The 26,841-nt window shown below is 35.4% G+C and carries 23 protein-coding genes; 1 reads left to right on the top strand and 22 read right to left on the bottom strand.

Annotated features, from left to right (window positions below):
* Nucleotides 1–27: 27 nt before the first annotated feature.
* The 19 genes from ACFSJT_RS13945 to ACFSJT_RS13855 all read right to left on the bottom strand — a co-directional run bounded on the left by ACFSJT_RS13945 (nt 28) and on the right by ACFSJT_RS13855 (nt 22,529).
* On the bottom strand, nt 28–1,431 hold the full coding sequence (locus tag ACFSJT_RS13945) for an ATP-binding protein (protein ID WP_378320905.1): 1,404 nt from the start codon (nt 1,429–1,431) through the stop codon (nt 28–30).
* Between the two features lie 10 nt (nt 1,432–1,441).
* Complete coding sequence (locus tag ACFSJT_RS13940) at nt 1,442–3,034, bottom strand: contractile injection system tape measure protein (RefSeq protein WP_378320904.1); 1,593 nt, start codon at nt 3,032–3,034, stop codon at nt 1,442–1,444.
* An 18-nt stretch (nt 3,035–3,052) separates the two neighbouring features.
* Complete coding sequence (locus ACFSJT_RS13935; protein WP_378320903.1) at nt 3,053–5,545, bottom strand: hypothetical protein; 2,493 nt, start codon at nt 5,543–5,545, stop codon at nt 3,053–3,055.
* Nucleotides 5,546–5,608: 63 nt separating this feature from the next.
* Nucleotides 5,609–6,676: a phage baseplate protein gene (locus ACFSJT_RS13930; RefSeq protein ID WP_378320902.1), complete on the bottom strand. Its 1,068-nt coding sequence runs from the start codon at nt 6,674–6,676 to the stop codon at nt 5,609–5,611.
* Between the two features lie 22 nt (nt 6,677–6,698).
* Complete coding sequence (locus tag ACFSJT_RS13925; protein ID WP_378320901.1) at nt 6,699–8,180, bottom strand: C1q-like domain-containing protein; 1,482 nt, start codon at nt 8,178–8,180, stop codon at nt 6,699–6,701.
* 46 nt (nt 8,181–8,226) lie between these two features.
* Nucleotides 8,227–12,444, bottom strand: a complete 4,218-nt coding sequence (locus ACFSJT_RS13920) for a baseplate J/gp47 family protein (RefSeq protein ID WP_378320900.1) — start codon at nt 12,442–12,444, stop codon at nt 8,227–8,229.
* A gap of 22 nt (nt 12,445–12,466) precedes the next feature.
* Nucleotides 12,467–12,895, bottom strand: a complete 429-nt coding sequence (locus tag ACFSJT_RS13915; protein ID WP_378320899.1) for a hypothetical protein — start codon at nt 12,893–12,895, stop codon at nt 12,467–12,469.
* Between the two features lie 18 nt (nt 12,896–12,913).
* Nucleotides 12,914–13,330, bottom strand: a complete 417-nt coding sequence (locus ACFSJT_RS13910) for a GPW/gp25 family protein (protein WP_378320898.1) — start codon at nt 13,328–13,330, stop codon at nt 12,914–12,916.
* A gap of 1 nt (nt 13,331) precedes the next feature.
* Nucleotides 13,332–13,526: a hypothetical protein gene (locus tag ACFSJT_RS13905; RefSeq protein WP_378320897.1), complete on the bottom strand. Its 195-nt coding sequence runs from the start codon at nt 13,524–13,526 to the stop codon at nt 13,332–13,334.
* A gap of 12 nt (nt 13,527–13,538) precedes the next feature.
* Complete coding sequence (vgrG, locus tag ACFSJT_RS13900; protein ID WP_378320896.1) at nt 13,539–15,212, bottom strand: type VI secretion system tip protein VgrG; 1,674 nt, start codon at nt 15,210–15,212, stop codon at nt 13,539–13,541.
* 3 nt (nt 15,213–15,215) lie between these two features.
* Complete coding sequence (locus ACFSJT_RS13895) at nt 15,216–15,920, bottom strand: CIS tube protein (protein WP_378320895.1); 705 nt, start codon at nt 15,918–15,920, stop codon at nt 15,216–15,218.
* Between the two features lie 2 nt (nt 15,921–15,922).
* Nucleotides 15,923–16,081, bottom strand: coding sequence for a DUF5908 family protein (locus ACFSJT_RS13890; protein WP_378320894.1), 159 nt, complete (start codon nt 16,079–16,081; stop codon nt 15,923–15,925).
* 2 nt (nt 16,082–16,083) lie between these two features.
* Nucleotides 16,084–16,590: a phage tail protein gene (locus tag ACFSJT_RS13885; protein WP_378320893.1), complete on the bottom strand. Its 507-nt coding sequence runs from the start codon at nt 16,588–16,590 to the stop codon at nt 16,084–16,086.
* 8 nt (nt 16,591–16,598) lie between these two features.
* Nucleotides 16,599–17,048 (bottom strand): phage tail protein, encoded by a 450-nt coding sequence (locus ACFSJT_RS13880; protein ID WP_378320892.1) that lies wholly within the window; start codon nt 17,046–17,048, stop codon nt 16,599–16,601.
* A gap of 69 nt (nt 17,049–17,117) precedes the next feature.
* The gene (locus tag ACFSJT_RS13875; protein ID WP_298310738.1) at nt 17,118–17,591 is read right to left on the bottom strand and encodes a phage tail protein; all 474 of its coding nucleotides are present in this window, start codon (nt 17,589–17,591) and stop codon (nt 17,118–17,120) included.
* Nucleotides 17,592–17,689: 98 nt separating this feature from the next.
* A complete protein-coding gene (locus tag ACFSJT_RS13870; protein WP_378320891.1) occupies nt 17,690–19,336 on the bottom strand; it encodes a phage tail sheath family protein in 1,647 nt (548 codons plus the stop codon).
* An 89-nt stretch (nt 19,337–19,425) separates the two neighbouring features.
* Complete coding sequence (locus ACFSJT_RS13865; protein WP_378320890.1) at nt 19,426–20,202, bottom strand: hypothetical protein; 777 nt, start codon at nt 20,200–20,202, stop codon at nt 19,426–19,428.
* 76 nt (nt 20,203–20,278) lie between these two features.
* On the bottom strand, nt 20,279–20,890 hold the full coding sequence (locus tag ACFSJT_RS13860; RefSeq protein WP_378320889.1) for a Pvc16 family protein: 612 nt from the start codon (nt 20,888–20,890) through the stop codon (nt 20,279–20,281).
* A 1,129-nt stretch (nt 20,891–22,019) separates the two neighbouring features.
* On the bottom strand, nt 22,020–22,529 hold the full coding sequence (locus tag ACFSJT_RS13855) for a hypothetical protein (protein WP_378320888.1): 510 nt from the start codon (nt 22,527–22,529) through the stop codon (nt 22,020–22,022).
* A 261-nt stretch (nt 22,530–22,790) separates the two neighbouring features.
* Here ACFSJT_RS13855 and ACFSJT_RS13850 point away from each other — a divergent pair, with 261 nt between their 5' ends.
* Entirely contained in the window at nt 22,791–23,177 is a 387-nt protein-coding gene (locus ACFSJT_RS13850; protein WP_378320886.1) for a Fur family transcriptional regulator, read from the top strand.
* Between the two features lie 72 nt (nt 23,178–23,249).
* Here the strand turns inward: ACFSJT_RS13850 and ACFSJT_RS13845 are convergent, their stop codons facing one another.
* The 3 genes from ACFSJT_RS13845 to ACFSJT_RS13835 form a co-directional block, all read right to left on the bottom strand.
* Nucleotides 23,250–24,518, bottom strand: a complete 1,269-nt coding sequence (locus ACFSJT_RS13845) for a S8 family serine peptidase (protein ID WP_378320885.1) — start codon at nt 24,516–24,518, stop codon at nt 23,250–23,252.
* A gap of 562 nt (nt 24,519–25,080) precedes the next feature.
* On the bottom strand, nt 25,081–25,992 hold the full coding sequence (locus ACFSJT_RS13840) for a bifunctional metallophosphatase/5'-nucleotidase (RefSeq protein WP_378320884.1): 912 nt from the start codon (nt 25,990–25,992) through the stop codon (nt 25,081–25,083).
* A gap of 12 nt (nt 25,993–26,004) precedes the next feature.
* Nucleotides 26,005–26,769: a 5'-nucleotidase C-terminal domain-containing protein gene (locus ACFSJT_RS13835; RefSeq protein ID WP_378320883.1), complete on the bottom strand. Its 765-nt coding sequence runs from the start codon at nt 26,767–26,769 to the stop codon at nt 26,005–26,007.
* Nucleotides 26,770–26,841: the final 72 nt, after the last annotated feature.

Raw genomic sequence — 26,841 nt, 5'->3', positions numbered from 1 at the left:
CGTCACATTGAGCTTATCGAAATGCAATCAACTTAAAATCACACCTTCTTTTTGTAATTCCTGCTGTATAGCAGTTTCCAAACATGGTTTAGATATCGAAGGCTGTGCATTCGCAACAGCTTGTAACGTACATTTACGCACTACATTCATCATCAATCCTCCTGATAATTCATATTTTTCTGCTATTTGCCAGAGATCTATACCAGGATCTAACGGTAATTTATCAGAAAAAGATTGGTCCCAGAGTGTATACCGCTGTTCTACTCCTGGCATCGTAAACTCTACCATAGATTGAAAACGCCTGGTAAAAGCTTCGTCTATATTGTCTTTTAGATTCGATGCTAAAATGACTATGCCCGGGAAATCTTCAATCCGCTGTAATAAATATCCAATTTCCTGATTTCCGTAACGATCATTGGCACTACTTACCTGCGTACGTTGCCCAAAAAGAGAATCGGCCTCATCAAAAAATAAGATCCAATCATGGTGCTCTGCCTGATCAAACACCTTAGCCAGATTTTTTTCGGTTTCACCAATATACTTAGAGACGGTCATACTTAGATCTATACGATACACTGGTTTCCCTGTACTTTTTCCCAACAAAGCTGCAGCCATACTTTTACCGGTTCCCGGAGGCCCATAAAACAGACTTTTATACCCTGGCTTTAATCGTTTGCCTAGATCTAAGTCTTGCAATACTACTTGTCCATGCATAACCCAATCCCTGATTTCCTGCAAACTATGGGCTGTGGATCTAGAGACAATGAGATCCTCCCACGATAGCTTAGTCTGAATTTGTTGCGCAGGAAAATCAGGGCTATAGGCTGCTTGATATGATTTTCCGTTTAATAGTAACTCTACATATTCTGGAGCAACCATCCAGATACTACTTAATAAAGGTGTATTATTTTTAATGGTGTTTATGGTTATAATTCCTCTGCGAATGATCATAAAATCATTGGTAAAGAGATAATGATATTGCAATCGTTTTCTTAAATGATCTCCAGCCAATAGAAACATAGCGGTTGCTGCCGTGGGAATCAATCCCGTATGTCCTTCTAAAAACAATCCTCCAAACTCACTAAATCGACGATCATAGTCCTTGTTTTTGCTAGATAAAATATCTAACAACTCAGGTTTTATATGAGGTGCTAGTGCTAAAATCAACACTAATCTTTCTTCAAAATTGAGCGCATTGTTTTTTACAAAAGAAGCATACGGTGTATTGTACGCTGAAATATCCGGCAAAGGAATATCGCGTATAGATGTATACGAGGTTTCGTGTTCAAAATATAACGCAATACGCGTTGTTATCACTTCATAAAGCCATAGTAGTTCTGCTTCTAATATCGCAGCATTTTGTTGCAATTCAGGTCGTAAAACTTGTTTTAGCATCGTTGTTTGCGCTATCGTTTCTGTTTGTATCATCATCTGTTATTTTTTATAACCATTCTACCATCATCGGTCGTGTCATCCAGGGGAGTTTAATCGTACTACAACCCCAAGGAAGTTTTTGTAAGGTGATATCATGGGTTTCTTTTTGTACTTGTAACAGCCAATGGCTGTCTTGTATTCTTAGGGATCCTTGTCTACGCAGATAGGAGGCTCTTAATCCTTCTAAAGATAAATTCTTCCAATGAGGGCCTTGTTTGATGACGGCATGTAGTAAACCATTGGCAATTTCTTTTTCCTCTTCGGAAAGCATTACAAAGGTTATGGGTTCTTCTAACGGAATGTCACATAACACTTTGTTAAGTGGTAATACTCCTTCGAAAAGCTCAGACTCATCAGCATCGCAGAGATACTGTAGTGCACATACCGCTTTATGTTCTGCATTTTCGTCTATAAAAGTCTTCTCCTCCATCAATCCAAGGTTCTCAAAAAAGCGTGGTAAAAAAGGCCATAATAATAGCAATCCAGCATTTTCTATCGATATAAAGTCAGTGTCCTCAAATTGTGATTGTAGCTTTTCGATTACTGTTGGCCGTCCAGTTGATTGCATTTGTTTCAACATCACTTCTAAACGATTCAGGTATGCTTGATTTTTCGTTTTATCAAGCCCCTTTAATGTTTCTAATAGTTGCCTTAGCTCTTTATGAATAGCATTGCTTGCTTGATAAAAAGTAACGTGATTAACCACTCCTGATAACTTTTCAAAAACGTATTGCCAATTCCTATCTGCTGAGTATTGTTCTTTATATCCTCTGGTTAACTTTCGAATAACAGATACATCATTATCTGTACTCTTGGTATTCTTTGTATGAATATTTAGTGTTGCTAAAGTTTTCTGAATACAATGATCCTTCAAGCTTTTATAATTCTCTGCCATAGACACTTGATCAAAGGCAATTGCCCAAAAAGTGTTTGTAATCTTAGCTTTATTGTGTTTTACTATATTTCGCCGTGGGTTTCGATTGATTTCAGCTATCAGTTCTTCTTTAATTTTTAATACATCCTTTACGGAATAGTTCGCCAATACCTGTAATGACTGTGCTAGTTGAGTCGAAGTACATATGCTTGTATATCGATCAATGTAGCTACTCTTTGCGGTAAGTTCGGACAGCAATTTTTTGAAAGTAGGATCCGGATGTGCCAGCAATTGATCTAGTTGCTCGAGCACATAAGATTTTGTCTGTTGATCCGCCCACCAAGGTAATCTACCGGTTTGCAAATAATAGGATACTGCTTTTAACGGTGTTTTTTTAGGTAGCCTTTCTTCTTTTAATTTTACTCCTCTATTACTATCTGAATCATTTCCTGCATCCATCTCGGATAAAACCTCCTTTAATTTTTCATGAAATAGCTTCGACATATCTTTTAGGTTGACTTTGCCCAGATCGATTGTTAGACGATCGATCTGGTAGTGTTTTTCCTGATCGTAACCACAATACGCATTCAATTGAGCATCGAGAACAGGCACCAACTGATCTTGATAGAGCTTACTCAGTTTTTGCTGCATGGCAAAAGTGTCTCCTTCTTTAGGTAGCTGTACCTCTATAATTTGCGTATTGACAATATGCCGTTGCGGTCTCATTTCTTTGATGTCTTACGATTAATTGATTTGTGATAGAAATGTGTGAAATGCCTGATCAAAATGCTGCATCTCTTCCTTCTGAAGCCACTTAATACTCGGTCTAAGATGTACTGGAGTTTCTTCTTGTATCGTATGTTCTACAAACTTTTTAAAAGATGCATCCTGGTAACGTTGTAACCACGCAGGAAGTACAAAAGTGAGTTGAAAAGAATATGGATCGGTGGGCGCCGTAACCTGCATCCATCGACCTGTACCTATTGTCTCTGGTTCCTGCGTTACAAAGGGAACAGGTATTTCAAAACCATCTTCATGCACTGCTACCACTTCATGAATCCCATCATACGGCTGTGCTCCTGTAATTTCTACCTGATCTCCTACTTGAAGCTTTTTAACATCCGCCTTACAAAAAGTATGTCCTGCTTCGTTAGCTACTTCTGTAAAATCATAAACACTCGACGTTCTAACATAATATCGAATATCAAATACACGTTGCCAGGTAGCGCCAGCTACTGACTCGTCAAAAGGGATTGCTATCTCAAAACCATCCTCGCTTACAGAAAGTATGGCATGCTCACCGTCATACTTTTCGGTTCCTTGAATCCGAATCTGCTCTCCTTTTTTCAGGTCATGTCCATTGGAAATGCATTGGGTGTTTTCTGTATTCTCTATGGCTTCAAAGCTACTGATTGCATTTTTGCTGTAATTTCCTTCTAACGGAAACGGATATGCGGTACGTGGACGCAATAAGATATGTTCTATCATATGAAACCCTTCTTTATCAGCTTCTCCAAGATTTCTTCGGGTATAATCTTTTATTCCTAATTTAAGAGCGATGCGCTTTTCTAAGCCTGAAATATTAGCAGTATCCCAAAACGATTGTGTGTAATTATATGCATTGCCACGTGCTGCACTTATCGATGGATATTCTTGTAAAAACTTAGCTTTGTCTAGTATTAATTTTTTTGATATCGCATATGCATCATCATTTTCAGTATCGGTAACATCATTCTGAAGTAGCATTCCATACCCTGTAAACTGTTCACTAAATCTGGCCAATAAATGATTCAGAAATTTATTTTTTCGTTGTAAACTTGCGGTCGTATCCACATTAATTTCTTGTAAATACTTCTCATAATTTTCTTTGCTCACTAATACGTCTTCTAATCCAGGTATCGTATCCAATAATGACTGATTGAAATACGTTTTAGTGTCCTGTCCATCAAAACTCATTAGCTTTTTAAAATTAGCTGTCTGCGAAAAATAGTTGGCCAGAAGCTGTTCAAAAAACACCAGATAAGAGGTGAGCTGTTTTCCTTGTGCTTTTCTTGTTTCGGATACAGAATCCGGCAATCCCATATTTCCTATACCATAGTTAGCAGGAAACTGATTTTGAATAGAATAATAGTTTTCTATATTTCTGTCTGAAGTTTCCGGGATACTAATGTCACGTTTCTCTAATGGTACTATACTTCGTAATCCTTCTGTTCGCTTCTGGTTGTATAAAGCTTTCACTAGTGCTTTATCAATGTTTACTGTAAGACCTTGCGAAATAAAAGTAAGTTGCTGTAATGTTCCATCGATATCCAGCGAAGGGGTTTTGCTAAGATCTAATGGCAATAACCAGCTTTTTATGGTATTCGCACCTGTAGCAACTGAAAGCTCATCAATGGCCAAAATTCCGGTTTCATCCATAATCTCCCGAATAATATCAGACGTCTGGATTTCTTTTTTTCGGCTATGTTGTAATAACTCTTCATCATCAATAAAACCGTGTCTAAGCCTTGGCCCATCAAAAATTTCATCCGTTCTTTTGCCTTGTGCTAGGAATTGCTGTAGGGTGTAAAAGTAAATACGAGGAGAAAAATGTGTATTCACCCTATGTAATATATTAGCGACCATTTGATTCATATTATCTACGGTATGCGTAATCTCGATGGTTCCCTGAAGACGGATAGGCTGCGCATCTAACATTCGTATTTCTTCAAAATCTTCGCAAACTCCGCGACACGATTGCAACCTGGACTTTACTTCTGCCAGAATATTGGATCCAGTAATATGAACCAATTCATCTCTTTCTATAAATACACGATATAATCCTTTGGGCGATACGGTATCTTGCCCGTTATTTCCTGTATTGATCGAATTGTTTTGTGATACTTTCTCTACCCAGGCATTTTTCACTCCTTCTACATCTATTACGATTTTGCGTAGATCTAATAAGGTAACTGGATTTACCGTTAAGATAGTAGCGGCACTATATAGATCCTTATAGGAGCTGCTATCATCACTACCTACTACATCTTTGATATCGTAATCCATACGATATGCCAAATCCGTAATAGCGTAACACAGTTGTTCCAGGATAGTAATACCAGGATCGTGGATGTTATGATCTGTCCAGGTATTTCCTGCCATTTTTTGTATCAGTTCGATTCCTTCCTTACGGAGAAAGTCATAACTTAATGCGGTATCTTGAGGTATTTCTTTCGGTATGGTGATAGGATCTGTCATCGTAAACGTGTATTTTAAAATTTGTATTAATCGTAGTGTTAATGCAGGTATGAATTTTGATTTTTAAAGTTTCATGATATATGCCAATACGTAGTAGGGCGGTCGGTTTTCGTGTGGTTGATCACCACCTATTTTGTTCGTTGTAAAAGTATGTCTGTGTTTACCTGCAGGTTTGGTATTAATATTAAATGTGCCGTGGGTCTCTCCGTCCATGGTAAGTGTCGAAAGAGCATTACCACTATCATTTCCTGATGCCGGATGTTTTATATTATGTGAATGATCACCATCTTGTGAGGTATTTCCAGTATGATTGTGAGATGGTATTTGTGTGGTTGTTAATTTTACCTGTTCTAACCCACCTGATTTTCCTATCTCATTATAGTCGGTAGTATCTTTATCAAATCCCACAATAAATTTTCCTGATAGATCTGGTGTATTATCTTTACCATTACATAATGCCCATCCTGAAGGGATATCTTTTCCTGACCACATAGAGATCAATCCTTTGGGCAAACGCGTGTCGATATAGGTTTTTATTGCTTTTTGTGTAGCAATTTTAGTATTACTAGCACCTTCACTGCCAAGATCAGCACTATCAGAAATGTTATTGGCTGTAAGATCTCCATCCACTTGCAATCCTCCTTTTATAGCCACTCCTTCTTTTTTAGTAACTTCTAGAATTTTGGTACGTTCTTGACTCGTATCAATAACCGATAATAACGAAGGGTTATTTTTACCCTCGATCGTTAGTTTAGACACCGGATCCAGTGTACCGATTCCTACATTACCTTGTCCTGATTTGATAAACAACCGACTTTGTCCGGTAGCGTCTTTAATGTTTAATCCGGATTGACTACTACTGGGTTCTTGTATATCCACTCTAGGGTTCAGATTCAACGACCATTGGGGATTGTCGTCATTAAAGCTGGTAAATAGATCTAATACTTCTTGCGTCCCGATACTCTCTCCTTCTGCTTGTATTGCTAACGGATTTCCTTGTACTTTGGCGATCCCATCATCTGCCTGATTAATTCCTGCATCAATTAATTCTCCAAATTGCTCCTCGGTAGGTTGATCTCCTTGCTCAAAAAACTGTTTTAGTTCTGTTCGATTTCTTTTATTTATGTCCATTTCTTTATCTTTTTAAATCGTTTTATGTTAGCGCCTGTAACAAAATCCCTTCAAAACCTGATGCATAATTATCCGGGCTAGATGATCCTGTTTGCCTTATACGTATTTTATCGCCTGCATTCAATTGAGTTATTACCGTTCTTGAACAAGAATGAGTGGCGAACCTTGCGCGTAATACTGCTATTTCTCCCACTTCAGCAGGCGCATTATCTTCATCGTTTTCATTTACAAAGCCGGTATCATTTAACTTTAACTGCCAAACGCAGAAAGAACTAGAAGAAGAATTATTGGGTGGAGATATAGTCATTGTAAATTGGTAAAACCCCTTAACAGGTGCTATGAAGAACCTATTATTATTAAAGTGATTTCCGTGATTATAGTTCACGTGATCAAATACCACAGGTTCCCTGACGCCTGACAGGTTGTTATCTTTAATCGAAACAGAAAACGCTACTATCTGATCGATTGGGATTTTAATACGCTTTTCTACAGTCATAGCTCCTTTTACAGTCAGCTTTTGTTGAATTTCCATATCTGTTTTTGCGTTTACCAGACCTTCAACATCTAATCGGTTTTTCGCAGTAATATTTCCGTTTATTGTCAAATTTTGTTGCACCTGCATATTCGTTTTTGCAGTTAACATGCCATCAACATCTAATCGGTTTTTTGCGGTCATATTCCCTTTTACGCTCATCCCGCCTTCTGAAAAAATATCTACTTTTCTGGTTGAGGAACTCTCATCCGAAGACATTCCCATAATTCGTAGTGTATTACTATCGTGAGCTATAATTTTTGCTGACGCTTCTGATCTCCCGACATTGGGACCTCCAAATAAAATACTCCTATTGGTAATGTGTAGTGCATCATCAGGATCTGATTCTTTTCCTGTACCCAAAATTGACAATGCCGCTTTTGGGGTATTCGTACCTACCCCTAATCTGGTTAATAAAAAGCTTGTTGCATCTTTTTTACCATTTAATCGAACTACTTCTTCATTTTCCCCGCTTCTTAAGGATACTATTCCGTTGCCTTGGTTTTGTGTAACTTCAAAAACTTTAGCGTGCTGTTGCGTAGTATCAATTACGGATAATAAGGAGGTGTCATTTTTGCCTTGTATCGTTAGTTTGGACGTCGGCTCGATGGTTCCTATACCCACATCCCCTTTTCCTGATTTGATAAACAATCGGCTTTGTCCTGTAGCATCTTTTATATTTAAACCTTCTTGATTGCTATCAGGTTCTTGCGGATCCACCGTAGGATTCAGGTTTAGTGACCATTTTGGATTATCATCGGTAAATTTTGAAAATAAATCCAGTACTTCTTGTGATCCTGCACTATCTCCTTCGGCCTGTATAGATAAAGGAGCTCCCTGTATCTTCGCAATTCCATCTTCTGCCTGATTGATCCCAGCATCGATAAATTCTGAAAATTGCTGCTCTGTAGGCTGATCTCCTTGTTCAAAATATTGTTTTAATTCTGTCCGGTTTCTTTTATTGATGTCCATACCGTTTCTTTTTGCTTCTTAATCCTTTAAAAATTCTTTTCAGTGTTTATATGAGGCTTTGGGGAATTATGAAATCTTTTCCGATGATCATATAATTAATCCCTTCGAAGTTCTCTTCGTCATAGCCATTCTCGTCTACAACGTCTATATCGTGCAATTGGGCAGAAACCATGACCATATCCGGTCGTGATGGAATTACCATTGATTTTCCATCATTAATTCTGCGAACATCTGTAAAAACTTCTCCATCCTCACTTTGAAACAATTTTAGATTTGCTACATAATCGATATAGGGTCTTTCGGCAATGAAATTTATCACCACACTGGCGTGCAGGGTTCCGCCTATTTTGATATCACTATCATCACCATATGCCCAAGGAGACATAAAGCGTTTGATTTCTTCAATTAATTTTGCTTTATGAAAATTCACGTCAAATCCTTCGTGAAACTTTACTACGCATCGAGTAGATACTTGTAAATAGAAAGGATTCGACACAGCTATCTCTGCATATGCCGGTGTATGATAGTCCAAATACTCATGAATCTGAAAAAGTGTATCGGCAGCTACTTTTGGCGCAAACGGATTAAAAGGCAGACGTCCTTTTATATCAGGTACTACGATAACGTTGACCTTACCTAATTCTTCTGTAGAAGGAAGACATTTTGCTTTATACACCTGCGGAAAACGATCCAATATCATGTGCTCATAATCCCACATGGTCAATCCTCTGTTTTTATGTCTGAGGCGCTCACTAAGGCGTTTATATAAACTTTCTCCTTGCTCTGCTGGTTTTCCTTTCGAAGAAGTGAAGGGTTGTGTAATGGTATCTATTTCTGACAAAGAGATCAAGGTTTCAGCGATCGAGTTTGCCGGAAGTAACTTCTCAAAATGTGAAGGAGCTACATTATCACTGCTAAAAGTAGCACTAACCACCTGCGCTCTAATGTCGATCGTATCCGAAATACCCGATATATTATTTGCTGCGTTTACCCTAAGCCAATGCAATGATTCACCAGACATTAAGGTATCACCAGTAGTAGCATCTCCTGGAATTGCGATCTTTATAATCCCTGTATTTAGTAGACCATTTGTCGTATCCGATAGAATAGCAGAAGTTTTTAATGAAATCCATTCATTATCTCTAAGATAACACCAATCCAATACGGGTTTTTCTACATCAGGATTCGCACTGCCTTCTGCCATTTGAAATAAAACCGAAAGTATCTGTGGTGTTATACATTGAGAAATACCTATGAAAAGTGTCCCCTCATCATTATAGATGGGTAACAGGCTAGGTATTTTGTCTCTATGTAGTTCTTTATATCCAAAAGGATTGATATGATACATCGTATCCTTATCCGTTGCTTTGGATGTTGCTATATTCATATCTGAATAGGCAGTATATCCTATTCTGAAATTTTTTAGCTTCGGTTGATACGGAGGGTTTATGATCAGTTTTTTAATTTCATCATGAGCGGATAATGCTTGTCTTGTAAATAAGGTATTGTGTATTGAATTTTGAAAATCCACAGGATCTAATTCTAATCTAAAATATCGATCCCAATCCAGCACTTCATCTTCTCCTACTGCTCCTCTTACATCCTGAGTATATTGGTATTCGGGAGCTTCTTTTTGCATATGATTAGAAAGTGCATCTATACGAACTTTCTCTTCATCGCTAAATAATTCTATAGTAGTCACTGGAATTTCCGCATTGCGGTCATGAAAAAATAATCGGGATTTAAAATCGTCATTACTTTTAATCACATAATCACTATCCAAAAAATCTTCTTCTTTTTTATCCGTCTGAATACGCCAATAATTTTCATAATATTCTTTAAAATCTACTGGCGATTTTAACCATTGCAAATCAATATCTAAATGATGTAGTTTTTTTTGGGATATTTCTTCGTTTGCAAAATAAAAGTTACTTCCTACCTCTGGTTCGAAACCAAAAGGCTCGAAAGGTTTCTTACTGTCTATACTATTTTGGTCATTTTGTAAGGTAAGCTTCTGAATACCTGTATCACCAGCAGACAGTCCTCCAACCTTTACTTCTAGATGCACTTTATTCATCACTAGTTGCATCAGTTTTTGATAACTGCTTCGAAACCTGTTTTGATCAAGCGCTGATTCCGTATGGTTCAATGAAAATACAACTGACGGAAACTCTGATTGAACATATCCTAAAGTATCAGCTACGCCTAATGGAGTAATTGGTGCATCATTTTCAGTTAATCGAATGTTTACTTTCAGCGAATTGAGGTACACTTGATCGGTGATGAATTTTCTAACACCATCAAAACGATCATCAGTACTACCTACGTTCACTACTGTTACCTCTGTCGTTGATATCATTTTTATAATCTTACAGATATCACCATTAGGGTACACCAAATATTTACCTATGTCTAAAAGATTAAAATCTTCTCCCTGACTAATGGTTATTACTTGCTCATCGCCGATATTTAAAGGTGTTGTATCTTCATTATTACCAGGTATACCGTATGTGCCTTCGGTTTCTAATCCAAGGTAATCCCCAATGGTATACGAAACATCTTTAGGTTGTAACCATCCCTCTTCACCGCTCAGATGAGTTAAAAAGGGTTTTGAAATATCCTGATCAAAAAGTGAACTCAATACTTCTTTATCACTATCGATTGCTCCCAAATCAATCAACACCGTAATCTGCCTTTTACCTTCATTAAGTAACAGTGTCGGTGAGCTAATACCAAAACCTATATTTGCTGGCTGTAAAGGTTTGTTTACTAAAGGTGGTCTACTGCCAAAAGTCTTAAAACGCTCACTTTCTTCTTCGTCACCATACTGGCTAAATGTGTTAGCCTTAGCGTCTACAGCGGCATAAATATCTGATATTTCTTCGGTAACAGGAGATGGGAGTAGTACTCTTCGTACTTGACGATCTGCTAATTCTAATATTTTATATGCTTTTTTCCTGTTTTCTTTTTGTAATGCTGCAGCTTCCGAATTCGCTTCCGGAATACTTTGATCCTTACTCGTTTGAACGATATGAATAAAATCCTGTTTGGAGATTTTAAGTTCTTCTTCGATGTAATCAGATGCTTCTTTATTTTTATTTGCATCGTTACTCTGAAGATCATCAAAGATTAGAGAAAAAGAAGCCTCACTACCTTTATATATGGGTAATTTATCTCCGGGTGATGGACTACCATACACGTGCTGTAGTAATAGATCAAACCCTTTGCTTTCGTGAAGCTTTTTTAGTTCTTGTTGTCTTTTATTTTTAAGTTTTTCTTTAAAAGCCTGATCCAATATATTGTATACATCTTGCCAATCCGTAGCAACTCCATCTTTTTGCTTTTGATTCTTCTGGAAGATTAGGTTGAAATCTTCTTCTCTAAGAAATAACTCTTCCGTTATATAGCGAACGGCGGCTTCATTTCCTTTTTGAACCTCATCGTGTAACTCAAAAATATCTTTTATCTCATCATTAGGAAATACGGGAAGGGAATCTCCCGGATTTGGATTTCCTAATGCTAGCTGCATCGTATGTGTAAGCGCTTCATCGGGGATTGCAATCTTTTTGCGATGTATATGCTTTATGGTCGCTATTTCCTTCTCAACAAAAACATTTTTAAGTTGCGCTATACTCGCTTTACTGATCGTAGCGTCTTTATCAACAGTGTAGTGTAATTCGTTTCCTTCTTCATCTTCTCCTGCAAGTAATACGGTACCTTTTTTGATTTCTATTTGATCTATATTTTCCGCTAGTTCTAATAATACATTCACTACATCCGGGACAGCGGCTTTTGGAGTTAGGCCTAAACGTTCGCGAAAATAAAAGTCGAGATGTCTTTCGGTTAAGCCATTTATTTGTGCCTTTAGATGATTCAATAATTTTAAAAACGAAAGAAAAAGCACTGAATGTGGATTGGATAGCTTAGCACTTCTTTTGGAATCATTTATAAAATGATCTGGATTTTCTATATAGCTTGCCAGTTGACGAGCCCATTGCTTTTGTTGTATTTGTCGTGCTACAGGCGAATTTTGACCAAATACTACCGGATCATCAATTAAAAATGATTCCCAAGTAGTTGTGGCTTGATTATCTTCATTAAAAAACTGAAGTTCTTTGGCCAATCGTTGTGATTCTACAATCATTTCTTCTATGCTTCGGTCTTCTACCTTTGCATAATCAGGGTTTAATGCCTGCTGATATCTATCTTGCTGACTGCTTCCATCTCTGAGAAGAAGTTCGTGAGTTTTTTGAGTATTGATCATCTTTACTGCTGCTATATTTTAATTACGTCCCTTTTATTTTCGTATTATTTGGTATTAACATCCCTTGACCGATATGCATAGGCATAGGATCTGAAGTGTTCGCTGGAGGTGGTTGCTTGGCAGGAGATTTAACTTCAAAAACGGCAATGAAGAATTTTCCTTTTAGGATGATATTTTTATTCCCACTTTTCGTTTTTTGTGTTAACTGATCGGGAGCTAATTGTTTTATTTTTAATGTACCAGATCCTGGTATTACAAATGGTGGCATGATATAAGAACAATTGGCAATCTCCACTTTTTTCTCATCTCCTTCAATACATACTTTTTTACCTTTAATAGTTGTTTTACCAGAAGCTTTTATTCTACCTGCTTGTACACTAACAATAGCACTACCAAATACAGGAATAAATTTAACCTCGTCACCGTCCGTAATAATACTATCTAATGCCATTTGCTATTTTGTTTTATTTTAAATTTCGAAAGCTATTGCTGAAGCTTCATTAACATAAAATGGATAAACCAAATTGAATCGATTGTTGGTCATACGAACTGTATACGCTATGGAGAGTGTTATCAAACCATTCTCTGTATCAGCATTCTCAACTATTACTTCATCAAGCTTTACTCTTGGTTCGTGATTCAGGATGGCATCAGAAACTACATTTTTTATATTGCTACTAAATCCTTGATCGATCTGTTCAAATAAAAACTGATTCAGATCACAACCAAACGCTGCATTCATCAATCGTTCGTTAAATGTGGTAGACAAAAGTATCTGAAGGCTTTCCTTAATATCTTCTTCTCCTGAAACTTTTTTTACTTCTGCTCCTCCTTCAAAAAACTCTGGAGGAAAAGCCCATCCAACCCCTAAAAATTTATTTTCCATCTTATTGTTGTATTGTTTCTTCTATATATTTTTCTTCTTCCATTGTATCTCCTTTGTCTATATCCTTCAATTGGAATGCTCCTTGCTGCTGAATTTTTTGGATCAGATCAACCACTTTTATATAGGATAGTTGTCCTAAAGCATTGAGAATTACATTGGTCTCGTCTATTGTTAACTCTAATTTTATGTGTCCCATGTTTGTAAAATATTATATCATATCGACTTTCTTTCCTTTGATCTTTACAGCACCCTTTGCATCAATGCTCAAGTCTCCTTTGGCATTAATTTCGAGATCTCCTGCACTATTAATTACCATTCCATTTTTACCTAATTCAATCTGATTCCCGTTGGGATCTTCGAGATGTATGCTTTTTTGCTTTTCATCAATGCAAATACGATTATTCTCAGAGGTAGCAAGCGTGATTATTTTTTCATCCTCATCAAAAAGTAATTTATATCCGGATTCGGTAAAAATTCCTTTTGATGTATTGTTCTCATCAAAAGATAAAGGAGGTTGATTTTTTGGGTTGTATAAAGAACCTAAGATAATAGCGTGTCTTGGGTCGTCATTTAAAAATCCAACCACTACCTCGTCTTCTAACTGTGGTGTAAAAAAAGTTCCATGTTTTTTACCCGCGTCCATTGTTGCCAGACGTGCCCAAACTGTATTTTTTTTCGTACCAAACGCTGGAATACATACTTTGATACGAAACTGGTTGGTATCAGGTTTTAATTCTTTTACAATGCCAATCTGTAATCCATTGATTCCTGGTAATAATCCCGCTGCCGGAGTTTCTATAATATCAGGTTTTGAAGTAAACCAGCTAGCATCCATACCGATCTGAAGATGCGTTACCCAACCTTCATTTGTTACTTCATGCCGAACTCCTGATATAATATTCCTTCCTGTAAAATTTGTTCCTACTTCTTTAATTTCAATTGTTTTTCCGACCTCAAAATCTATCGTGCCTGGTATTTTGATCCAGCCTCTTACCATTGATAATCTCGATTTCAATAGCTGTGCATCTGACCACGATTGAAGCTCATCAATATCCATTGGTGTTGCCTGGACTAATGTATTTGTTTCTGTTCCTACTGCTTTCGTTAGTTCATCTATATGCTTTTTTTCATTTTTATTAAATGAAATATGATCTTCACCTATGACTGTTTTGGTTACATTTTGTGCATTCACATCCCAAGCCATAGCCGAAACTTCGGCATATTGGTTATATCCATTTATTTGTAAATCAAAATCATAAATTTCGTGTTTCCCCAATTCTAGTTCCACCACAGAGGTATCCATATTCGGTTGGATAACCGATATTGTACCATCACTTACACGAACCAATTGTCCATTAGCTTCTGCTCTCGACACTATAAAATCCCAATCTGTAGCATAATACTGAATCATTTGTGTGTGCTTTACACTTGTCTGATCAACAGTGTATTTCAGTTTATATTGGTTCTTTATGATATCTTCAATGATAGTATTATCTGTTATATTTTCCTCTTTATTGCTATACACAGCATTTTTACGAACCTTGGTCATTTTAATAGTCTCATCACACAGTTCTAAGGTTAAGGTTGGTCCTACACTATTTAATTCTAGTGATTGATTGACTACAATCCCTACAAAGATGGTTGCCTTGTCTTTAGACTTTCCTTCATATTTAAGAGTGATCTCAATTTTTTTACCCGGTTCGAAAAACTCACTATCCAAGATCTTAAACTTCTTTTTGGTCACATCGCCATCTATCAATTTTAGCTCCGCTGTAGGTACCTTATTAAACTCTTTACTGACATCAATAGATAATAAATCAAAATCTGAATTCATCATCTGGTTATCATCTAAGTTTTTAATTTCTGCTGTAACGATTGCCATGGCTTATTGTGCTATAGGTGGGAAATAGATTTCCTGTCCTGGTTTAAGGTTTCTAAAATCGTCTAGGTTATTCGCTTTTGCTACCAATGTATAATACTGTGCGGATCCATAGATTTTTTCGCACATCATAGGTAATCTATCATGAGCTCCTACTATTCTGTAATGTGTTAGATCCGGAGAGCTTTTATTTTCTTCTTTTAACCGTTCTGATGTTTCTAAGTCTCCAAAAAACTCTGTATTTAGTTCTGCCCGTATAGGAATCCCATGTCTATTAAACAAAGAATAGTTTACTTGCACTGAAGCTAACCGACACTTAAATAATAGATCTCCCCATTTTAGGGTGAGATATTTGGGTTCGTGGATTTCTCCATCCATCTTACCCGTAATTTCTAAGAAATCCTGCACTCGTTTATAAACATCTTTATATCCTTTGCCGATCAGATTGATGCTATTGGAAGTGCTTACACCACTACCATCTAAAATTAGTTTTATGCTTAACTTTTCAGGTTTTGTAAGCGCATACTTAGCTTTGCGACCACTGGTATTAATCCCTTGTTTTGGATCGTATACATTTTGATAGGTCAAAGAGTACGTCTCTGGATTAAACATCGCCTCAAACGTATTTTCTGGAGTAGAAGTATCCGTTCGTTTTGCGGTTGTATGTCCTACGATGGTCAGCTTTTCTAGCTTAAAAAAATTAGACAACATAATTATCTTCGATTTTGCTTTTTAATTACTTTCAATACCTGAGTAACACATTCCTGTATTAACTCCTCTTTTCCTGGCTGGTGGGTTTCTAATGAGTTATCCGATGTGCTATCTCCTGATAGTATTGCTCGGATTACAATTTCTTTTACTTCTACTGGCATCGTTATATACTTACGGATTGAATTCTTGTATATGCCATCTCCAGCGTATCAATAACCACTGAATTCGCCTGCGCATCAAAATCTGAAACTGACCACTTAACAGGATATGCTTTCATAAAAAGCCACGCTGCTATAGGCACAGGAGTATCTATAATACCGCCTACTTCTTCAAACAAAGTGACCAATACATTAGAGGGTTGGAATTTAAATCTAGAAAAAGCCACATTAAACTCTATGCCTAAAGGAGATGGAATAACACTTGTGCTATATCCTCGTTCTAACACCAAATTATTATAGTTTATCCTACCCGGTAATCGGTGAGCATGTAAATTTTGTCCTCCTTCATTAATGGTTTCTGTCTGTATATCGGCACTAAGTCCACTTACCCGCTGAAATCGAAAATCTATTGGATTTGGAATAAAACCTCCGGCAAAAAAGAAGACTCCAAATCTATGTGACAATGCAGGATTAGGATCTGCTATATTCTTAAATGTTTCTAATGCTTCCATACTATAAATTATTCGTGATGTGTAATTTTTAAATCATGAGCTATCAAATCCAGACTTTCAATAGCAATATCATTAGTACCCGCACTAAATGAAGGAGCATCTAGTTTAAAAGGTAGCGCTCTATGCACGTCCCAGCTCACTAATGCCAGACTATTTTCGTCACATAGTTCTATCCTGATATCTTTCTTTTCTCCTGATCGCAACCAATCATATAAAAAGCTTCTGTTTTTTAGCATTCCCCTTTTCAGACTGATATTGATAGGTTTCTGTTGAGCACGGATCAGATGGGACCCCATTACCCAACTGAATCCGTGCTTATACAGTACATGATCATGTTCTATCTCTAATCCTGAGACATCAGAAAAAGACATATCCTGTGATACACCATCAATAATTACCCTATAGTTATACACCGGTAAAGGATAACTTTCTACAATTGTTTGTTTATCTGTTGCCATAAAAGTTTTTTAACTATTGGATTCTCCCAAAACTGTTGTGCAGCTTGGAATTTGATTGTATATCGTGAATTAAGCTTCTTCCATGGTTACTCTAGACGCCATAAGCTCCATAGATTCTATGGCTACTTCACTAGAACTGGCATCAAAAGAAGGACCTGTAAGTTTGGTAGGAAAGGCATCGATCACTTTCCAGCTTACTACGGTACCTCCGGTCTCATCTAAAAGGTGGACAATGATATCTTTTTTATCCACACGATTGAGCTCTATACTATTGATCCAATCATAGAATACTGCAATGCTTTTTCCTTTTACATAACCTTTTTCTAAGCTAATATTGACTGCTTGGATTTGTCCCGGCATATACATAATATTAGGACCTACTTTACCACTAGCCGCATGACTCTCTTTGTAGGTAATAGCCTCGAATCCCAGATCTAATCCAGATACTTTGGAGAAACTAAAGGATACACCATCTATATCGACTCTATAATTATAAATCGGTAATGGGTAATCCGTTGCGATTTGTTCTTTTGTTAACGCCATTTTTACTTTTTTTAATAGTTTACTACTGTATGATGTATTAGCTCTCTTTTTTAAGGAACTGGTATCATCATATTATTTTTTATATATGTTCAAAAACACTACACTTCTTGTAGTTTATGAGAGAATTTTAATACGATAAACTCAGCAGGTCTTGCCGCGGCAATACCAATTTCTACAATCATTCTTCCTTCTAGAATATCTTGCTGTGTCATTGTTTTACCCAGCCCAATATTTACAAAATAGGCTTGCTCTTCTGTAGATCCTGCCAAGCCACCTTGCTGCCAGATACCATACAGAAAACTCTCAATCATTGCTTTTACTTTTAACCATGTAGCTACATCATTAGACTCAAAAACGGCAAAGTGAGATGCTTTTTTAGTAGACTCTTCGATCATATTGAATAATCTACGTACCGGAACATATCTCCATTCGTTATCGTTACCGGCCAGTGTACGTGCTCCCCAAACCATAGTACCTTTACCCACAAAGCTTCGAATAGCATTGACTGATTTTCCTGCGGTAGCATCTACGTTAAGATTTTCTTGATCAGCAGAAGAGATTTTTTCTACAGGTCCTATTACTGAATTTAAACTCACATTCGCCGGAGCTTTCCATACACCTCTTTGTCTATCAATGGTAGCATATACTCCTGCAATAGCTGCACTTGGAGGTAAAATGATCTTCTCTTTTGTAAGTTCACTTACAATTTTGCTGTAAAGTGCCGTTCCTTTTTTAGTATCTAGTGTAAAGGATCCTTCTGTAATTGCTGTACTTTCAAAACTCTGACCCCCTGTTCCCTCAGTTCTTTTGATGTCACCGCTTTCTCCTACAGCAACGATATCAAAACCTTTTTTATCATTAAATCCTTCCCAGGCGGTAATAATATCAATCGCAGAAGTACCATCTTCAGGAACATTGAAAATAGTCAATAAATTATTGTCTGATGTCGTAAAGTCTATATCAGTTCCATTCCCACCATTTACTCTAAATTTTGGAATATCAGACTCGCTTCCTTCAAAAGAGATTTTAATCCCTTGATATATTACTTCGAATACACCACCTTCTTGTGTAGAAGACAATTTTGAAATACTTACATCACTATCCTCATAAATGTAGTTAAGAGAAGTTTGTAAATAAGGGGTATAAGCAGCACCGTACTTTAAGTTATTGGTACCTATACCATTTCTGAATCCTTCAGCATCTTTATCGTTCCTCTTAATATCAAAAATGCAAAACCTATCTTTTAGTTCTTCACACTGAGCTAATGCTTGTTGACAAATCTCGAAGTAATCATCACTAGATAATTTAGCAGCTTCCCCAAGCATGATAAGGGTAGGCTCATCTTCTTTTCTTAAGATGTCAAGACCTGCTAAAAACCCATCTTTGTTTGCAGTATCCGTGTACGACCCAACAGAAACAATATAGCAATCGCCTCCACCATTTTTAAAATAATGATCTATTGCATAGTATAAGGTACTTTTTGGAGCCTCTGCAGTCACACTCTTTACAGTTTCATCTTCGTTGATTTCTACCGAAAACGAAGTAGATTGTGCTTTTCCAAATATTTCTTTGAACTCTAAAAACGTAGAAATTCTCACGGCCATATTAGCCACATTTTTGCCTTCTTTTATCGCTTTTTTAGTATAACCAATAAATGCAGGTACGGCTGTAGATACGGCTGCTACTGATTGCGGTAATAGTGGCACCTCTTCTGTATATACACCAGGTGTTAAAAAATTTGACATATTCTATTAATTTTAAATGATTACAATTTTGGACATTTCTTAAAATTCACTATTCCTATGAAAGTTGTATTTTTAAAAATGTTATTTATTTACTTGATTTTAATTATTTGAATGCCATTTTGTTCCTTTTGGGGATTGGGTAAATGACTAATCAGGATATCCCCATTTTGCAGTAGTTTTATATTTTTTACAGGTTTACTACTATAAGGCACTAAATCTTTGGACTCAAAAACCTTTATTTGGGTATTGGGAAAATTTAGTTGAATAGAATTTACGATCTGGTCTGTAGTATTTTCGTCTACAACAATTTCATTAAAACTAATTTGATTATCTCTGGACTCTATAGTGATATCCGGATCTTCAACATTGGAGACGAAATAGTACTTCCATTGTATAGATTTTGCCTTAAATATTGCCTTAAACTTGACTGATTCAACTACAGTCTCTGTATTGATTTTATTTCCAACGATTACAACGTTTGCTAATGCAGAAAAACCTTTAAAAACACCTTTTTTTTCTATCTGTGAGCTAATTAATTCTGTGCTATCTAAGGTTTGTCCTAGATTTATAAAAGAAATCATGTTTCCTTTCTCTACAGTAGAAAGATCTGTGATTTCCTGAATACGTGCTGACGTTGGATATATGTAAAAAGTGAATACATCATTTTCTCCTAAAACTGGAAAGGCATCATCTTCCGGATGAAGAGGCGCTAAAACTTTTATTCTATCAGCCTCTTTCTTTAGGATACAACCCAGGCTATTTAAGCGGTTTTTCGTTTCATTATCCGCAAGCATTACCAAATCCAGGGGTATACCCGAAAAATATTGGTGTATCATTTCAATATGAAAGAATTCACGATATTTCATCTTCCTACTTGTGTTTTAATTTAATGTGTTATGTTTTCATTGCTATAATCTCTTCAGTTATAAGAGAATCCAAATCCTATTTTTGACCGGTGTTCAGCGCCATATTTGATAATGGTTCTCCTACAAATTCTATACTCTGTTCATCTATAAATGACAGTAAGCGTACTCTATACAAAACAGAAGGTAAATAGGATGTATTTAAAGAATGCCATACCTGATTTTGTTCTTCTAAGGGGAGAGAAATTAACTCTACAACGAGTTTTTCTATGTTCTCTTCAGATAATTGGGGAGTATTAAGAGGATTAAAAACTCTGTTTACCTGAAAAAACTTGATCACATGAGATAAAAACTTTAATGCCTGATCATACTTATTGAACTTGGATACAAAAAGAATTAAAAGCTCTATTCTGATTTCAGGATTGGTTTGTGTTCTGATTCCGTTTCTTACAATACCAGAATATTGATCTGCATTTCTAAATTTTCTATCCTCAGAAATATTGATTAAAAAAGGCGTAATTTTATCATTAGTAAAAGAAACAGGATCATTATTATTAGTACTAATAAATTCAATAATATTTGACTCTGTAGCTTCTACTATATTTTTAAAATACTCATTGAGTTTATCCTTTAAAACATTTAATACAACATCGACCATTATATACGATTGGTTTATTAATTCTTGATGCATCAAAAGTAATTCGGGAAGAGACACTAGTAATAGTACAAGTCCGGCAAATCCATAAAGATTTCCGACAGGAGAATAGTATTAAATCGACATGCTATAACATTTACGACATTAAGCATTTACTTATAAATATTGTTGCATAACAGAATATAGATTGGAACGAAAAGTTGCTCTTAAAAAGTTAAATAATACTACAATGATGTAATATTATTTATGACTTATTAGAAAAATGATTTATTAAGCTTGTGCCCTCTGTTATAAGTTATTCTTTATTTGAAAATATTTTCCCTTGTACATTACAACTAAAAATTCTTTAATTGTACTAATGCGAAAAGCTAGATTAGAATACTTAAATAGGTTCTAGTGCACAAATCGGCAACATAAAATATAGAACTTAGCATAATCCTTATGAATACCGGCATACCCGCTACAGGCTTGAATCCTGCCGAGGTCACAAATTTTTTAAAAACCTGTAATGTAAATACCCACAAGTTTTTTTATTCTTAACTCAAGAGGATATTTTTTAATTTGCTAATTTTCAGTCATTTGTTGATTTGAACTACTTCAAAAAATCTGATAATTTCAAAATTTATTGCCACTACACTCTAATCAAAACTATCACTAATATAGCACCAAGAAAACTTACTATTGAAGAATTAAGAGGTTTTAAAATTTAGAATCTTTAAGTGAAAAAACAGGAGACGTAATCAAAACATTGTCTAAATCTTGAATGATAAGCTATAAAAAAATGAACTAATTAGGGAAAATGAAGAAGAAGGTTAAAATACCTAATTGTTGTTAATATTTTTAATCGGAAATTAAAAATTAATTACTTTAAATACAGTTAGTTACCCAAAACAAGACTCAAACCTGTAAACTTCGGGTTGTGAGAATAATTCTTTGGTGAAATAAATCTCTAAAAACAAGTGTTTTGTAAATTTTGGCATATGCAAATTCCTACATTTTATAGTATATGAACACAAATCGTACTAAAATTTAAAGGATATACTTTACTTCAAGTTTATTTAATGTATGTAAGCTAAAAAACTAAGAAAGCTTTATAACTTGAAAAAGTCAAATTATACGATATGGTACAATTTGACTTTTCAAAACTAAAATTTATTACAACTTTCTATTCTTGATCAGGCTTTACTTCTGCTGCTTTCTCTTCGTCTTCTTTCATCATTTTTTGATCTTCTTCAGTAATGCGTTGATGTTCAGAAGCTATCTCTTGATGCTCTTTCTCCATGTTTTCGTGTTCACTTGTCATAGATTCATGCTCGGTTTTCATTTGTTCTAAGGTGATTTCTCCCGAAGCATGTTTTGTTTCTAATTCGGCATGTTTTTCTATTAGTGCTTTGTGTGCCTCAATAAGTTCACCATGTTTGGCTAATATTGCGGTGTGATTCTTCTCGGTTAATAAGTGGATAGAATCGTTCTCAATATTTTTATGAGCTGATACCATTTGCTGATGATCATCTTTCATGGTATTGTGTTCTTTTACCATGGCTTCATGAGAAGCTTCCATTTCTTGATGCTTTTCTACCATAGCTTTATGCTCGGGAGCTTCTGCTGGGTTTTGTTTACAGGAAACAAAGAAAAGAATTGTAGCAATTGCTGTTAATTTACTAAGTGTTTTCATGATTTTGGTTAATTGGTTTACGTTTCAAATGTATATAAAACTAATATTTTGATAGATTATTTTAAATATCTCTTTATAAAATTAAAAAAACTCTGCCTTCACTAGTAATCGAATTTAAAAAGATTTCTATTTATAGCAAAAAATAAATTTTTTAAACCACAAAGTATTGAAGCCTGACTTTTTTCGATTTTATAGAAAAAAATCTCTAATGACTAAAAAATTATTACTTTCGATAAAGTAATGGAGTTTGAATGCTGTACCATGGAAATCAAAAAATCAAGAAATACTGAAAAGCAAAATCTTGTTAAGAAAACCCTTTCTGAAACAGAACATGCTATGTCTGCTGAAGATATTATGGATGCAATACCTATAAAAGTAAACAAAACAACTATTTACAGGATTTTAGATCGATTTGTTGAGAAAGGAGATGTTCATTTCGTAACTGGCAAAAATGGTAAAGCGTATTATGCTCTTTGTAATAGCTGTGGGACATCTCATGAAATTCATAATCACATCCATTTTGAATGTCAAGTATGTAAAGAGGTAACCTGTCAACCCAATACACTACATATCCCAAGCTTAGAAGGATTTACTATACAAGAAACACAGTTTTTAGTTATTGGTATTTGTAATAAATGTAAAAAGTAAGAGAAACCACCTGTTCTTCAACAAGTGGTTTCGTAACTACACGTTCCCAACGTAAGTAAAAATGATATATCTTTATCTTACAGCTATAGGATAGTTTTCTCCTCGGTTACTTACTGTACCAGACGTTCTAGGTCCATTTCCTCTGGCATGCATAATTCCTGCAACGTGAGGTGATGCCATTGAAGTCCCGCTTAGTGTTGCATATCCACCATTTAAATACGTGCTTGTTACACTACTACCAGTAGCAATAACATCAATCGGATTCATATTGAAATTGGAAAAGGATGAAAACCCACGGTTACAAGTCATCGAAGCTACTGTATATATATTTGTACCATTAATACAAGCAGGTTGGTAACTCGAAGCATTAGCACTACTATTACCTGCGGCAATAGCAATACGAGTTCCTGTGCTAGCTAAATTTAATAAAGCACTACGGTAAGAAGAATTATTAGCACATTCAGATCCAAAGAAACCGCCTAAACTTAGATTAGCTACGTCTCCCGTAATAGCATTAGCAGCTACATGATTAATTCCATTTAAAATAGTAGATGTAGAACTACTACCACTACAGCCAAAAACTCTAACTGAAACAACGGGAGCACCAGCAGAAACACCTACAACGCCAACACTGTTATTGATTGCTCCAGCAGTTCCCGCAACGTGAGTTCCGTGGCCGTTACAATCGTCAGGAGAACCTCCAACAAAAGTTCTTGAATATCTTGAATCAGTAACTACATTAAGATCAGGGTGATCTAAGTCAATCCCACTATCGATTACCCAAATCCATTCGTTTTTACCTGCACCATTAGCCGCACCTCCAGCTCTTGTGATACCACAAGGAGTTTGTTGAGCCATTTTTGAAGAAGGATTACTTTGAATTACTTCTTCGACCTCAAACTTTGGTAATGTTACTATTCTATCATATTCAATAGATGCAACATTAGGATCCTTAGAAAGTTTCAGAAATTCATCATCTTCCAACTTTAAAGCCATTCCAGAAATAGCAGTCGTGTAATAGTTTAAAACTTTTGATTGATCAACAGCATGATCTAATAAAATGCTATTCATTTTTTGAATAGACACTTCAGAAATATCTCTCACCGATTTGGCTTTTGCAGCTCTGCTGGTAAAGGCAGATTTCGCAAGAGCTTTCGAAGTGGGTTGTATCTCTGAATCTTTGAAAACCACAATATACTGTCCTGGAATTATTTTACCTTCTGTACTAGTTGGTTGTACGATTGATTCATTAACTTCTTCTGAGACTTTATCATCCTGACATGATGCGATAATAAATCCCGAAAGCAATGCCCCTAAAGCAATTTTACTTAATCCTTTCATAATTATTTAAATTTGTGTTAGAATCCAAATGTATAAATTCAAATGAAAAAGGCATTATGGTAAAACCGCAGGTTAAATCACTAATAAACAAGAATTAAGAAGGAAATTAGATGATATAAAATTTATTATTGCAATTTTGTTGCTTTAGCAAATGCAATATATTATTACGTATTTAACCAGAAAAATCCTTCAATACAAATTCATAAGAAATTTCAGTAATTAAACACGTTTATTATTAACATATTTTAACTTTAATTAACCTTAATTTAACAAAAACTTGATTGCGATTTGACTGTCCGAATACAACCAACCCACCTAAGCTAGTAATTTATTCAATCTAAACTTTACGCACTATACCTTTTTCTTTCTTTAACTTATAAAATATATAAATACTAATCTAAGTAGTAGACCAAAGTAAGGACTGTACTGGAGCTAGGCTCGTATCTGAAAAATTCAAGTGTATTCGGCATAATTTTCTACTGAAAATCACTCAGACTAGCCTGATTTTTCTTATTATGAAATCACCTTAAACATATAAGTTTAAAATAAAATTTTGAGAATTTTAAATAATACTAGAACTGCCCTCCGAAGTTTTTCTTTTCTCGCTATCAAAATAAAAATCTATTCTTCCTAAATACAGACCATAGCATCCAACCTGGTTCACAAGTACATTTTTATCTTTCCTATTCTTTACAATAGTTGGTTTTTTAAGAAAAGTGTGGGTATGTCCTCCAATAATGAGATCGATGTCTTCAGTAGCTTTAGCAAGACTAAGGTCACCAACTTGATTAGGCTCGTTTTTATAATCATACCCCAAATGTGACAAACATATAACCAGATCGCACTTTTCTTCTTTCTTTAATATTCTGCTCATATCTTGAGCAACCTCTATAGGATTTAGGTACTTGGTTTCTTTATATAGTTCTTTTAGCACGAGTCCTTGCAATTGTATTCCTAAACCAAATATTCCGATTTTAATACCGTCCTTGATTAATATTTCGTAAGGTTTTACAAAGGTGTCCATAACTGTATTAGTGAAATCATAATTGGCAGAAACAAATTTAAATTTGGCATGCGGAAGTTGCGCATATAACCCTTCAATACCATTATCAAAATCATGATTTCCAATAGTTGCTACATCATACTTAAGCATGCTCATAAGCTTGAATTCTAGTTCTCCTCCATAAAAATTAAAATAAGGTGTCCCCTGAAAAATATCTCCGGCATCAAGCAGTAACGTATTGGGATTCTCTTGTCTTATCTTTTCAATAACTGCAGCTCTTCTAGCGACACCTCCCCTGTTTGAATTTCTACCCTCTTCGGGACCAAAGGGATCTATATGACTATGCACATCGTTGGTATGTAAAATTGTTATTTTTTTTGTTTTTCCGGAAAAGGATGATAAGCCTAGCCCTCCTAAACTAACTAATGCCGTTGATGCTGCGGTTTGTTTTATAAATTCTCTTCGTTTCATTTCGATATTTAGTTAGTTAATTTGTGTAAATCGATCATCTACTATTGGTGCAATAGTGTCGACCTTTTTAAAATAATCAATCATAGCATTTCGGATCTTGTAGTTTAATGTATATGATTTCCCTGCTTGTTTAAAAAAATACATCTGGCTGCCACCGTCGTATAAATAATCGTTTGTTGCCACAAAATATGTCTCTTCATCTTTAATTTCTTTATTATTGATTAAGGCTTTGGCTATATCAAAATTGGTATCAACAGTTAGTTTTAATCCCGAAATAGGATGCGCTTGTTGGGATTTTTGCAAATATTCAATTAGTTTCTTGATATGATTACCTTTCATTTCGACCACTACAATACTGTTTTCAAAAGGCATAATCTGATAAGCGGTGCGTGCAGTAACATTTCCTTTTGGAATGGATGCTCGAATTCCTCCATAGTTAAGCAGCACCATATTGATCGTATTTTCTGTTCTAGATCTAAAAATTGGATTGGCTTGTTCTAAAACAATGTCAGCCATTAAATTCCCAATAGCAGTATTTAATTTTCCATCTCTTTTCGAATATGTTTCGGGTGCATAAGCCAAAACACTGTCTAAATTTTTTCTTATATTTTCTCTATATGGCTTAATAAAACTCTCAATATCAGAATTACCAGAGATACTTTCGTTTATTTCAATTCTTGTACCTTCAATCTTTACAAGATGCTTCTCTTTTTTGCAAGATGAAAGAAGCATTAGAAATATGAGTAAAGAGAAAAATGTATCAATTCTTTTTTTCATATAGGTTAATATGATTTGTTAGACAATATCTTCAGCCTTAAATGTATTACAAAAGTTACTCAAATAATATTA

This window comes from Aquimarina celericrescens, from assembly GCF_042682765.1.
GTDB lineage: Bacteria > Bacteroidota > Bacteroidia > Flavobacteriales > Flavobacteriaceae > Aquimarina > Aquimarina celericrescens.
Note: the sequence above shows the minus strand (reverse complement) of the source record. Positions and strands in the feature narration are given on the sequence as shown.